General features: G+C 65.5%; 12 protein-coding genes and 1 riboswitch. Of the genes, 2 read left to right on the top strand and 10 right to left on the bottom strand.

The features are described 5' to 3' along the window. Window positions 1–143: 143 nt before the first annotated feature. The 5 genes from thiL to AMD14_RS04345 all read right to left on the bottom strand — a co-directional run bounded on the left by thiL (window position 144) and on the right by AMD14_RS04345 (window position 4,244). The gene (gene thiL, locus AMD14_RS04365) at window positions 144–1,118 is read right to left on the bottom strand and encodes a thiamine-phosphate kinase (protein ID WP_011050515.1); all 975 of its coding nucleotides are present in this window, start codon (window positions 1,116–1,118) and stop codon (window positions 144–146) included. A gap of 110 nt (window positions 1,119–1,228) precedes the next feature. Beyond that, window positions 1,229–1,708: a transcription antitermination factor NusB gene (gene nusB, locus AMD14_RS04360; RefSeq protein ID WP_003490336.1), complete on the bottom strand. Its 480-nt coding sequence runs from the start codon at window positions 1,706–1,708 to the stop codon at window positions 1,229–1,231. Then, entirely contained in the window at window positions 1,705–2,169 is a 465-nt protein-coding gene (gene ribH, locus AMD14_RS04355) for a 6,7-dimethyl-8-ribityllumazine synthase (protein WP_003490334.1), read from the bottom strand. The genes nusB and ribH overlap by 4 nt, the downstream gene beginning before the upstream one ends. A gap of 336 nt (window positions 2,170–2,505) precedes the next feature. Beyond that, window positions 2,506–3,645, bottom strand: coding sequence for a 3,4-dihydroxy-2-butanone-4-phosphate synthase (gene ribB / locus AMD14_RS04350; RefSeq protein WP_011050514.1), 1,140 nt, complete (start codon window positions 3,643–3,645; stop codon window positions 2,506–2,508). After that, a complete protein-coding gene (locus tag AMD14_RS04345; protein WP_005920959.1) occupies window positions 3,642–4,244 on the bottom strand; it encodes a riboflavin synthase in 603 nt (200 codons plus the stop codon). Before AMD14_RS04345 ends, ribB begins: the two co-directional genes overlap by 4 nt. Before the next feature lie 168 nt (window positions 4,245–4,412). Beyond that, window positions 4,413–4,591, bottom strand: a riboswitch (FMN riboswitch). Between the two features lie 219 nt (window positions 4,592–4,810). Between AMD14_RS04345 and AMD14_RS04340 the strand changes: the two genes are divergently transcribed. Beyond that, on the top strand, window positions 4,811–5,434 hold the full coding sequence (locus tag AMD14_RS04340; protein ID WP_005910986.1) for a hypothetical protein: 624 nt from the start codon (window positions 4,811–4,813) through the stop codon (window positions 5,432–5,434). Between the two features lie 94 nt (window positions 5,435–5,528). Here AMD14_RS04340 and ribD read toward each other — a convergent pair whose 3' ends face one another. The 5 genes from ribD to AMD14_RS04315 all read right to left on the bottom strand — a co-directional run bounded on the left by ribD (window position 5,529) and on the right by AMD14_RS04315 (window position 9,691). Continuing rightward, a complete protein-coding gene (gene ribD, locus AMD14_RS04335; RefSeq protein ID WP_011050513.1) occupies window positions 5,529–6,638 on the bottom strand; it encodes a bifunctional diaminohydroxyphosphoribosylaminopyrimidine deaminase/5-amino-6-(5-phosphoribosylamino)uracil reductase RibD in 1,110 nt (369 codons plus the stop codon). Next, window positions 6,635–7,120: a GNAT family N-acetyltransferase gene (locus AMD14_RS04330; protein WP_040107575.1), complete on the bottom strand. Its 486-nt coding sequence runs from the start codon at window positions 7,118–7,120 to the stop codon at window positions 6,635–6,637. Before AMD14_RS04330 ends, ribD begins: the two co-directional genes overlap by 4 nt. Next, the gene (nrdR, locus tag AMD14_RS04325; RefSeq protein WP_003490311.1) at window positions 7,117–7,641 is read right to left on the bottom strand and encodes a transcriptional regulator NrdR; all 525 of its coding nucleotides are present in this window, start codon (window positions 7,639–7,641) and stop codon (window positions 7,117–7,119) included. Before nrdR ends, AMD14_RS04330 begins: the two co-directional genes overlap by 4 nt. A 101-nt stretch (window positions 7,642–7,742) precedes the next feature. Further along, window positions 7,743–8,996, bottom strand: coding sequence for a serine hydroxymethyltransferase (glyA, locus tag AMD14_RS04320; RefSeq protein WP_003490309.1), 1,254 nt, complete (start codon window positions 8,994–8,996; stop codon window positions 7,743–7,745). A 197-nt stretch (window positions 8,997–9,193) separates the two neighbouring features. Further along, window positions 9,194–9,691, bottom strand: coding sequence for an RcnB family protein (locus AMD14_RS04315; protein ID WP_003490306.1), 498 nt, complete (start codon window positions 9,689–9,691; stop codon window positions 9,194–9,196). A 224-nt stretch (window positions 9,692–9,915) separates the two neighbouring features. On the opposite strand from AMD14_RS04315, the gene ettA reads away from it, so the two are divergent. After that, entirely contained in the window at window positions 9,916–11,577 is a 1,662-nt protein-coding gene (gene ettA, locus AMD14_RS04310) for an energy-dependent translational throttle protein EttA (RefSeq protein WP_005910999.1), read from the top strand. Window positions 11,578–11,589 lie beyond the last annotated feature (12 nt).

The raw sequence follows: 11,589 nt of genomic DNA, 5'->3' as shown, positions 1-11,589 counted from the left end.
GCGCTCCACCCAACTTCACAGAACGCGCCACCGCCGCGCCCATACGCACCCAGCGATCAGCGATCAGCGATCAGCGCAGCAGCATCGTCTCAGCGCAGCGCACCGACACCGCCCACATCCGCTACACGCTCCAACCCCACGCCTCAGCCGACGAAATGCTGGTACCCGCGCTGCGGTGGGTGCCAGGGGTTGCCTTCGGCGTCGTGCACCACCACACCGGGCGCGGCGACAATCTGGCCGATGCGGGTTGCAGCCACCTTTGCAAATTCCATTGCCTGCGCCACGGCATCGCGATGCTTCGGCGCGGCGGTGAAACACAACTCGTAATCGTCGCCACCGCCGAGTTGCCAGCCAAGGCATTGCACCACGTCGATTCCGGCACTGCGCGGCATCGCCGGCAAGGCCGCAAGCAACAGGCGCGCCCCCACGCCGCTGCGTTCGCATAGATGTCCCAGATCGGCCAGCAGACCGTCGGAAATGTCCACGCAGGCATGCGCAAGCCCGCGCAGGCGCAGCCCCGCCTGCACACGGGGCTGCGGACGCAGCAGGCGGCCGCGCCAGCGCTCGTGCAACGGGTCGGCAGCCGCGCAGGTCACATCCAGCTGGCCGGCCTGCCACAACGCCAACGCGGCGGCGGCTTCACCCGGCGCACCGGTTACCCACACGTCATCGCCAACGCGCGCACCATCGCGCCGCAATGCTGCGCCAGGCGGCAGGCTGCCGATCGCAGTCACCGCGCACGACAACGGCCCGCGCGTGGTGTCGCCACCGACCAGCACGATGTCGTGTGCATCAGCCAGCGCGAAGAAGCCATCAGCAAACCCATCCACCCATGCCGCATCGTCGTGCGGCAACGACAACGACAAGGTGCACCAACGCGGTTGCGCGCCCATCGCCGCCAGATCGGAGAGATTGACAGCCAGCGTCTTCCAGCCCAGATCGTCAGCGCGCGTCTCATGCGGAAAATGCACGCCGGCATTGAGCGTATCGGCGGTGATCGCCAACTGCTCGCCGGCCGGCGGCTGCAGCAATGCTGCATCGTCGCCGATGCCCAACGGCACATCGGCACGCGCTGCAATGCGCGCACCTAGACGGGCAATTAGATCGAATTCGGGCATGGCGACGGGAATCGGGAAAAGGGAATCGGGAATCGCAAAAGCGCCTCAGCAGGTATCGGAAACGGTGCTCTTACGATTCCCCATTCCCGACTCCCCATTTCCCGCGGCGCTCAGGCGCCGCTGGCGCCCGACTCCACCTTGCGCCACTCCACCGCGGCGCGGTCCAGTACCCCGTTGACGTAGGTGTGGCCGTGCTCGGAGCCGAAGCGCTTGGCGGTTTCGATCGCTTCGTTGATCACCACGCGGTACGGCACATCCTGGCGGTACAGCAATTCGTAGGCGGCCAGGCGCAGCACGGCGCGTTCGATCGCATCGACCTCTTCCACGCTGCGATCCAGGTACGGCGTCAGCGCGGTATCCAGCTCGGCGCGATTGCTCAGCACGCCTTCCACCAGGTTCTCGAAGTACGCCAGATCGGCTACTTCGTGCGCCTGCTCGTGCGCGAACTGGGCGATCACCTGCTTGGCGAAACCGCCGGAGATCTGCCAGGCATAGACCGCCTGCAAGGCGCGCCGACGTGCGCGCGACCGCAGCACCGGGTCGATGCCGTCGCGACGGCCGTGGCGCGAATGCCCACCGGGCTTGCTCATGGCAGCAACTCCATCAAATTCACCAGTTCCAGCGCTGCAAGCGCGCATTCCTCGCCCTTATTGCCGTGGCTGCCGCCAGCACGGGCTTCGGCATCTTCCACGCGTTCGACCGCCAGCACGCCATTGAGCACCGGCACGCCGGTCTGCAACTGCACGCTCATCAGGCCTTCGGCACACAGGTCGGCCACGTGCTCGTAATGGCGGGTATCGCCACGAATCACGCAGCCCAGCGCGATGATCGCGCCGTGCTGACCGGACTGCGCCACGCGATTGGCGGCGATCGGGATCTCCCAGGCGCCCGGCACGCGGATCACGTCGATGGCGTCTTCGCCGATGCCGTTGCCGGCCAGGCTCTGGCGCGCGCCGGCAACCAGCACGTCGGTGATACGGGCATTCCAGCGGCTGGCGATGATCGCAAAGCGCGCGGTGGTGGGGCGAAGATCGCCTTCGTAGTGGGTCATGCGGGTCGGCAACTCGAGGGGGCGGGAAGTTTAACAGCTGCCGGGCCCAGGCCTGGCGACGCGTGTGGGCCGGGTCGGCCAAAGCAGACCCGGCCATGCGCGTCAACAACACAGGCCATGGCAATCGGCCGAAGTTATTGAGGACATCGCCCAGCGCCACCAGGCTCTTGCGCCTGCGCAGCCAGCCAGCGCAGGCATGGCTGGATTGGTAGCGACACCAGGCCACTGCGTCGCCGGCACACGCACCGCGTTGCTGACAGCTGCGCGCCGTCAGCAACGCAACAGTCGAGACCACCGCGACCGGCCAAGTGATTGCGGCAACCGCTCGCAGCCATCTCAGGGAACGGCAGACGGCGGCACCGAGCGCACGCCTTCACCGGCATGGCACTCCAAATACTCGACCACCTCCAGCCCGAATCCGGCCAACCCCACCTGGCGCCGGGGGGTGCCCAGCACGCGCAACTTGCCCAGGCCGAGGTCGGCCAGGATCTGCGCACCGGCGCCGTTGCGCCGCCACTGACTCACGTCCTTGGCATTGGCGGCGGCTTCGGGCTGCTGGCGCAGCCGTGCCAGCAGCGATTCGCTGTCGCGTGGCGCCGACAGCACCACCATCACGCCCTGCCCCTCGGCGGCGATCGCGCGCAAGGCATCAGTGGCTGCCACGCCGAAGTCATCGCGCTGCCAGTGCAGCAGGTCGGCCAATGGGTTTTCCACCTGTACGCGCACCAGCGTCGGCGTCTGCGGATCGGCGCGCCCGCGCAACAGCGCAAAGTGCAGGTCGTGCGCGATGCGGTCGCGGTAGGTCACCAGCTTGAACGGACCGAATTCGGTGGTGATCTCGCGCTCGTCCACGCGCTCGACGGTGTGCTCATTGGCAAGCCGATATGCGATCAGGTCGGCGATCGAGCCCATCTTCAGCCCATGCTCGCGCGCGAACACTTCCAGCTGCGGGCGACGCGCCATGCTGCCGTCCGGGTTGAGCACTTCCACCAGCACACCGGCCGGTTCCAGTCCGGCCAGCATCGGCAGATCGCTGGCCGCTTCGGTGTGGCCGGCACGGGTCAGCACGCCACCGGGCTGGGAGATCAACGGGAAGATATGCCCGGGCTGGCTCAAATCCTGTGGCCGGGCATCCGGGCGGACTGCGGTGCGCACGGTGTGCGCGCGGTCGTAGGCCGAAATGCCGGTGGTCACCCCTTCGGCCGCTTCGATGCTGACAGTGAAGTTGGTCTGGAACTGCGCGGTGTTGTTGCGCACCATCGGCGCCAGACCCAGCTGCGCGCAGCGCTCGCGGGTCAGCGACAGGCACACCAGCCCGCGCGCGTGGGTGACCATGAAGTTGATGTCCGACGGCTTCACCAACTCGGCGGCCATGATCAGATCGCCTTCGTTTTCGCGGTCTTCGTCATCGACGATGACCACCATGCGTCCGGCGCGCAGTTCTTCGATCAGTTCCGGAACGGGCGCGAAATTCATGCTGCCCCCCGCGTGCCGAGCAGGCGTTCGACGTAGCGCGCCACCAGATCGATTTCCAGGTTCACCGCCGCACCGACCGCAGTCTGCGCAAACGCGGTGTGGGCTACGGTGTGCGGAATCAACGCGACCTCGAAGCCGTCTTCGTCTACGTCGTTGACGGTGAGGCTCACGCCGTCCACGCAAATCGAGCCCTTCTTGGCCACATAGCGCAACACCGACGCCGGCGCGGCAAACCGCCAGCGTTGCGCACGCGCATCGTCATGGACCGACTGCACCTGGCCCAGGCCATCCACATGTCCGCTGACCAGGTGCCCGCCAAGCCGATCGGTGGGTCGCATCGCGCGTTCCAGATTGAGCAATGCGCCCTCCGGCAACGCGCCCAAGGTGGTCAGCGACAGCGTCTCGGTCGAGGCATCGGCCTGAAAACTGGCCGCGTCGAACGCAATCACGGTCAGGCACACGCCATTGACCGCGATGCTCTCGCCTAACTGGACCGCTTCGAACGGCAGCGTGCCGGTGGCGAAGGTGAAACGCACATCGCCGCCCTGCGGCTGTCGCGCGGCCAGCTGGCCGACGCCTTCGATGATGCCGGTGAACATCAGCGTGCCCCCGCTTGCAGCAGCAAGGCTGCCGTGGTGGAGCGCTGGAAGGCCGCGGCGCAGCGCGGCAAGTGGTGCATGGACATTAGTCGTTTCTCGCAGGAGTTGAGCGAAAAACGCCGCAAGGCAAAGCAAACAGGCGCGCGCACAGCCGCAAGGCTGTGCGGTGGCCGTCTTCTTTCATCCGGACTATACCGTCGGCTCCGGCATCGGACCGGATCTGCTGACCTTGCGCAGCAGGGGTTTGGCGTTAGTCCGCTCAACCCTGGAGTGCAAGCGCTCGCGGGCTCGCATGCTTGCGCATGCCTACCGCCGGTGGGGAATCGCACCCCGCCCTGAAGACGTTCGTGAGTACCGGCGAACCGGCGCGCAAAGTTTAACAGGGCACATCGGCGCGAAGGCTGAGTGTGGAAGAAGTCTGGCAGGACACTGCGTCATGTCAGGAAATCCCCCATAGCCAGGATTGTGAAGGATCTGTTAATTTATGCGCCGCGACGGGAGACGTCGTTCTTTTCCACCTTGCAACGGGGTGGAGACACGGACATCAATTCGGAGAGAGACATCCAATGCGTAAGACCCTGATTCTGGCTGCCCTGCTGGCGGCCGCACCGTTTGCCGCGTCTGCGGAAGGCCTGAGCTACACCTATGTCGAAGGTGGCTGGAACCGTACCGAAATCAGCGTCAATGGCGATTCGGACGATATCGACGGCGGCTACATCCGCGGTTCCTGGCAGATTGCCCAGCCGGTCTACCTGTTGGCCAGCTATGAGCGCGCCAACAAGGATTACACCCTCGGTGGCGGCTTCGTGCTCGAGGGCACGCTGCAGCAGGCCACGTTGGGTATCGGGTACCGCCAGGAAATGACCGAGCGCGTCGAGTTCACCGCCGACATCAGCGTGTTGCGCGCCAAGGTCGAATCCGACCTGCGCCTGCGCGGCCGTTCGGTCGACGATGCGTCGGATTCGAGCAACCTGGGCTTCGCCAACCTGGGTCTGCGCGGCAAGCCTTCGCCGCGCACCGAAGCCTGGATCAAGGCCGGCTACATCGACGGTAGCGACGTGGACAAGGGTGAGTTCGTCGGCACCCTGGGTGGCCAGGTCAACTTCACCCGCACCTGGGGCCTGGTCGCCGAAGCGCAGTTCGTCGACGACGCCAACCAGTACAAGGTCGGCGTGCGCGCGAGCTTCTGATCGGCGTCGCGCATGAAAAAAAGGCCCCGCATGCGGGGCCTTTTTTATGCGCGTAACGGCACGGCCGCGCAGCATCGCGCGCCCCATGCAGCGCTCACCCGGCAACAACCGGCGCATAGCGCAGACGCAGATCCTGGCCCAGCTGGCGCACATCCAGCAGCTGCAGCGCAGCGCGCTGCGCCATCGTTTCGATGCCAAGGCCAGCGAGCAAGGGCTTTGCGGTGTCGCCCAGCAACACCGGGGCCATGTAGACCAGCAGTTCGTCGACCAGCCCGGCCTGCAGCAGCGCACCGCTCAGCGTGGCGCCGCCTTCCACGTGGACTTCGTTGATGCCGCGCTCGGCTAGCAGGGCCAACACAGCCGCCAGATCGAAGCGGCCGGCATGCAACGGCATCGCAAGGAACTGCGCATCGTCCAGCGACTGCGCGGCCACATTCTCGCCATGCAGATACAGCGTGGGCGCATCGCCCTGACGAATGTTCCTGCACGCCAACGTCCGCAGCCTGGCATCGAGCACCACGCGCAACGGCGGCACGACCGGCGTGTCCTCGCCCAGCCGCACCGTCATGGATGGGTCGTCGGCCATCACCGTACCTGCACCGGTCAGGATCGCGCCCGCACGTGCGCGCCAGCGCTGCACATCTGCACGCGCATCGGCACTGGTGATCCATTTGGATTCGCCGCTGGCCAGCGCGGTACGGCCGTCCAGGCTGGCGCCGAGTTTGACCCGCAACCACGGCCGCCCACGCTCCACCCGCGACAGAAATCCCCGGTTAAGCGTGCGCGCCTGCGCCTGCATCACGCCGCTCAGCACTTCGATCCCTGCCTCGCGCAGCAACGCGAAACCGCCGCCATTGACCTGCGGAAACGGGTCGGCCATCGCCGCGACCACACGTCTGACGCCTGCCTCGATCAAGGCCAGCGCACACGGCGGCGTGCGTCCGTAATGCGCGCATGGCTCCAGCGTCACATACGCGGTGGCACCGCGCGCCAACTCACCCGCTGCACGCAGCGCGAAGACTTCGGCATGCGGGCCGCCGGCACGTTGATGAAAGCCCTCGCCCACGCATACGCCATCGCGCACGATCACGCAGCCCACCATCGGATTGGGGCGGGTGGTGTAGGCGCCGCGCTCGGCCAGACGCAACGCCTGCGCCATCCAGCGATGGTCGTCGGCACTGGCGGTCGTTGCGGCCTCACTCATTGCGTCACCACTCCCGGCGCAATGCGCATCACCACGATCTGCATCGGGCCCAGCAATAATTCGGTATGTGTCTGCCATCCCAGGCGCTGGTAGAACGGCACCAATCCCGGCTGGCAATACAGATAGAGCAGCGGCACGCCCAGCTGCGCGGCGGCCTGCACACAGTGCGCCACCAACGCCTCCCCGATGCCCTGCCCGCGCGCTTGCGGCTGCACATACAACGACGCCAACCAAGGCGACCATCGTCGGATGCGTGCGTCGTCGTTTTCGAGCAGGCTCACCGAGCCCAGCCACTGCGTTTGATCCAGCGCCACCCAGGTCGTCGGAATGACGCCATCGCGCGCATGGCTGCGCAACTCGCTCAGCGCCTCATCGATGTTCCACTCCGGCAACAGCGCGCCGAAGGCCTGTAGATGCGCTTGCGCAATCGCAGGCAGGTACTGCGGCGTTCGCGCAACGCAGGCGATGCGCATCGCGCTCATCGCTTGCCGGGTTTGCCGGCGCGTTCCAATGCCGCTTCCAGCAGCGGCAGTTGTTCGCTGCCGACCGGCAGTTCGCGTTCGAGCTTTTCGATTTCCTCGCGGAAGTCGGCCACGTCCTGAAAACTGCGATACACCGAGGCAAAGCGCACATAGCCGACATGATCGAGCTTGCGCAGCTCCACCATCACGTATTCGCCTACCCGCAGCGAACCCACTTCGCGCTCGCCGGACATGCGCAGCTGGTGCACCACCGCGCGCACCGCCGCTTCGATCTGCTCTTCGGCCACCGGCCGCTTTTGCAGCGCGCGGTCGAAGCTGGTGCGCAGCTTGCGTGCATCGAACGCCTCGCGCCCACCATCGCTCTTGACCACGGTGGGCAGCTTCAGCTCGATCGTTTCCAACGTACTGAACCGTTCGCCGCACGCCTCGCACTCGCGGCGCCGACGGATCGTCGTGCCGTCTTCGGACACCCGCGAATCGATCACGCGGGTGTCGTTGTGCTGGCAGAAGGGGCAATGCATCAGACGTCCGGGAATAGGGAGAGGGGAATTAAGGAATCGGGCCAGCAGAGCTATCGCAGCGTCGCTTTTACCATTCTCGTCTCCCCATTCCCCATTCCGTATCAGCCATACACCGGATAGCGCTTGCACTGCGCAGTCACCGCGTCGCGCACCTTCGCCAGCACGGCTTCGTCGGTTGGCGCGTCGAGCACGTCGGCGATCCAGTTGGCCAGATCGATGCTGTCCTGTTCCTGGTAACCGCGCGTGGTGATCGCCGGGGTGCCCAGGCGCAGACCGGAGGTGACGAACGGCGAGCGCGGGTCGTTGGGGACCGAATTCTTGTTGACGGTGATGTGCGCCTTGCCAAGCGCGGCTTCGGCATCCTTGCCGGAGACGTCGCGACCGATCATGTCCACCAGCATCAGATGGTTCTCGGTGCCGCCGGAAACGATCTTGTAGCCGCGCGCGATCAGCGTATTGGCCATCGCCTGGGCGTTCTTGACCACTTGTTGCTGATAGGTCTTGAACGCCGGCTCCAGCGCCTCCTTGAACGCCACCGCCTTGGCCGCGATGACATGCATCAGCGGGCCGCCCTGGATGCCGGGGAACACGATCGACTGCAGCTTTTTCTGCAGCTCTTCGCTGGCGCCCTTGGCGACGATGATGCCGCCACGCGGGCCACGCAGTGTCTTGTGCGTGGTCGAGGTGACCACGTGCGCATGTTCCATCGGGCTGGGATACACCCCGGCGGCGACCAGGCCGGCGATGTGCGCCATGTCCACGAACAGGTAGGCACCGACGCTGTCGGCGATGGCGCGGAAGCGGGCCCAGTCGATCTTCTGCGAATACGCAGAGAAACCGGCCACCACCATCTTCGGCTTGTGCTCGGTCGCCAGGCGCTGGACCTCGTCGTAATCGATCAGGCCCTGCTCGTTGACGCCGTACTGCACCGCGTTGAACAGCTTGCCGGAGACGTTGACCTTCGCGCCGTGGGTCAGGTGGCCGCCATGCGCCAGGCTCATCCCCAGGATGGTGTCGCCCGGCTGCAGCAGTGCCAGATACACCGCCTGATTGGCCTGCGAACCGCTGTGCGGCTGGACGTTCGCGTAATCGGCGCCAAATACCTGCTTGATGCGCTCGATCGCCAGTTGTTCGGCAATATCCACGAACTCGCAGCCGCCGTAGTAGCGCTTGCCCGGATAGCCTTCGGCGTACTTGTTGGTCAGCTGGCTGCCCTGCGCTTCCATCACCAACGGGCTGCAGTAGTTTTCGCTGGCGATCAGCTCGACGTGATCCTCCTGGCGGCCGGCTTCAGCAGCGATGGCCTTGGCCAGTTCGGGGTCGTAGGTTTCCAGTCGGACATCGCGCGAGAACATTCGAAGCTCCGGGGCAGCTATTGCCAGTAGGGTCGCCGATTGTAAGCCCCTGCCGCACGGGTGACCAACCGCGCAGCCGGCACGGCCGGTGCCCCCGTACTGCGCACATGACAAAGGCGCACCCGGAGATGCGCCTTTGTGCGATGACTGGCCCGACGGCCGGTCGCGGCCGGGAATGACCCGGTGGCCGCGCCGAGTTAGTTGTTGAGCACCAGGTCGGCAATGATGCCAGTGGCGATAGCCACCAACAGCAGATTGCCGCGGTCGTCGCGCTGCCAGCGATAGCCGTACGGCGGGCGGCGCAGGTCGTAGCGGTCGTAATCGTTCACCACATAGACCGGGCCATGGTAGCGCTGGCCACGGGCCCAGTACGGACGCGGCGGCGGGCCGGCGCGGTAGTACGCGGGGCGGTCGTAGACGTAGACGCGATTGCGGTCGTAGCGGCGGTCCTGATAGCGGGCATCGCGGTAGCCCTCGCGATAGCCATTGCTGTAGTAGCGGCGGTCCTGGCGCCACTCGCGACGGTCGTCACGGCGGTCGTCGCGCCAGTCCCTTCGATGGTCGGGGCCATGGTGGCGATCATGGCCGCGGCGATCGTGGTCGCGGTCCCAATCCCCAGCGAACGCAGCAGGTGCGAAGGCACCCAGCGCCAGGATGGAGGAAAGCACAACGGTAACGATGCGTTTGCGGTTCATGACGGTTCCTGTTCGCGGTGTCGTAATTTCATTAAGGGACGGACCGCCTTAACGCATTCTTGCTGGAATCGATTACGAAAAAGCCCATTCAGGTCGAAAGTAAGGTGCCGTTTAACTGCCGGGGCGCTGCCGCGACCCAAGCCACTTGCCCGTATAATTGGCGCAATCCCTTTTCCGCTGCCTCCGGCCTCGGCCGGCGGGCTGCCTGCGTCCACGGAGCCCCCATGTCGCAATACATCTACACCATGAACCGCGTCAGCAAGGTGGTCCCGCCCAAGCGGCAGATCATCAAGGACATCTCGCTGAGCTTCTTCCCGGGCGCCAAGATCGGCCTGCTGGGCCTGAACGGCGCGGGCAAGTCCACGGTACTGAAGATCATGGCCGGGGTGGACACCGATTTCGAAGGCGAGGCACGCCCGCAACCGGGCATCAAGGTCGGCTACCTGGCGCAGGAACCGCAGCTCAATCCCGAGCACACCGTGCGCGAGGCGGTGGAAGAGGGCGTGGGCGACGTGCTGCAGGCCCAGGCCGCGCTGGACGCGGTGTATCTGGCCTATGCCGAAGAAGGCGCCGATTTCGACGCGCTGGCCAAGGAACAGGAACGCCTGGAAGCGATCCTGGCCGCCGGCGATGCGCACACCCTGGAAAACCAGCTGGATGTGGCCGCCGATGCGCTGCGCCTGCCGCCGTGGGACGCCATCGTCGGCAAGCTCTCCGGTGGCGAAAAGCGTCGCGTGGCGCTGTGCCGCCTACTGTTGCAAAAGCCGGACATGCTGCTGCTCGACGAACCCACCAACCACCTGGACGCCGAGTCGGTGGAATGGCTGGAGCAGTTCCTGGCGCGCTACACCGGCACCGTGGTGGCGGTGACGCATGATCGCTACTTCCTCGACAACGCCGCCGAGTGGATCCTGGAACTGGACCGCGGCCGCGGCATTCCGTGGAAGGGCAACTACACCGACTGGCTGACCCAGAAGGACGAGCGCCTCAAGCAGGAAGACAACCAGGAGAAGTCCCGCCAGAAGGCGATCCAGAAGGAACTGGAATGGTCGCGCCAGAACGCCAAGGGCGGCCGCACCAAGGGCAAGGCACGTCTGGCCCGCCTGGAAGAGCTGCAATCGGTCGATTACCAGAAGCGCAACGAAACCAACGAGATCTTCATCCCGCCGGGCGAACGCCTGGGCAACGCGGTGATGGAGTTCAAGAACGTGTCCAAGAAGTTCGGCGACCGCCTGTTGATCGACAACCTGTCGATGATCGTGCCGCCGGGCGCCATCGTCGGCATCATCGGCCCCAACGGTGCCGGTAAGTCGACCCTGTTCAAGATGATTACCGGCCAGGAAAAGCCGGACTCCGGCGAGATCGTGGTCGGACCGACCGTGCAGCTGTCGTACGTGGACCAGAGCCGCGACGCGCTGGAAGGCAACCACAATGTGTTCCAGGAAATCGCTGGGGGCCTGGACATCCTCAACATCAACGGCATCGAGATCCAGTCGCGCGCCTACATCGGCCGCTTCAACTTCAAGGGCCAGGACCAGCAGAAGATGGTCGGTTCGCTGTCCGGTGGTGAGCGTGGTCGTCTGCACATGGCCAAGACCCTGCTGCAGGGCGGCAACGTACTGCTGCTCGACGAACCGTCAAACGACCTGGACATCGAAACCCTGCGTGCGCTGGAAGATGCGTTGCTGGAATTCCCTGGCAATACCTTCGTGATTTCGCATGACCGCTGGTTCCTGGACCGCATCGCCACGCACATCCTGGCCTTCGAAGGCGATTCGCACGTGGAGTTCTTCCAGGGCAACTATCGCGAGTACGAAGAAGACAAGCGCCGCCGCATGGGCGACGACGCAGGCCCCAAGCGCCTGCGCTTCAAGGCGTTGAAGTAAGTCGTCGTCGGA

This window comes from Xanthomonas citri pv. citri (assembly GCF_000961215.1).
Classification (GTDB): domain Bacteria; phylum Pseudomonadota; class Gammaproteobacteria; order Xanthomonadales; family Xanthomonadaceae; genus Xanthomonas; species Xanthomonas cissicola.
Note: the sequence above shows the minus strand (reverse complement) of the source record. Positions and strands in the feature narration are given on the sequence as shown.

Coding starts and splice junctions, on each gene's coding strand:
- thiL (WP_011050515.1), bottom strand. CDS start 1,118: ATGCCCGAATTCGATCTAATTGCCCGTCTAGGTGCGCGCATTGCAGCG.
- ribH (WP_003490334.1), bottom strand. CDS start 2,169: ATGACCCACTACGAAGGCGATCTTCGCCCCACCACCGCGCGCTTTGCG.
- AMD14_RS04315 (WP_003490306.1), bottom strand. CDS start 9,691: ATGAACCGCAAACGCATCGTTACCGTTGTGCTTTCCTCCATCCTGGCG.
- AMD14_RS04330 (WP_040107575.1), bottom strand. CDS start 7,120: ATGAGCGCGATGCGCATCGCCTGCGTTGCGCGAACGCCGCAGTACCTG.
- nusB (WP_003490336.1), bottom strand. CDS start 1,708: ATGAGCAAGCCCGGTGGGCATTCGCGCCACGGCCGTCGCGACGGCATC.
- AMD14_RS04340 (WP_005910986.1), top strand. CDS start 4,811: ATGCGTAAGACCCTGATTCTGGCTGCCCTGCTGGCGGCCGCACCGTTT.
- nrdR (WP_003490311.1), bottom strand. CDS start 7,641: ATGCATTGCCCCTTCTGCCAGCACAACGACACCCGCGTGATCGATTCG.
- AMD14_RS04345 (WP_005920959.1), bottom strand. CDS start 4,244: ATGTTCACCGGCATCATCGAAGGCGTCGGCCAGCTGGCCGCGCGACAG.
- glyA (WP_003490309.1), bottom strand. CDS start 8,996: ATGTTCTCGCGCGATGTCCGACTGGAAACCTACGACCCCGAACTGGCC.
- ribB (WP_011050514.1), bottom strand. CDS start 3,645: ATGAATTTCGCGCCCGTTCCGGAACTGATCGAAGAACTGCGCGCCGGA.
- ribD (WP_011050513.1), bottom strand. CDS start 6,638: ATGAGTGAGGCCGCAACGACCGCCAGTGCCGACGACCATCGCTGGATG.
- ettA (WP_005910999.1), top strand. CDS start 9,916: ATGTCGCAATACATCTACACCATGAACCGCGTCAGCAAGGTGGTCCCG.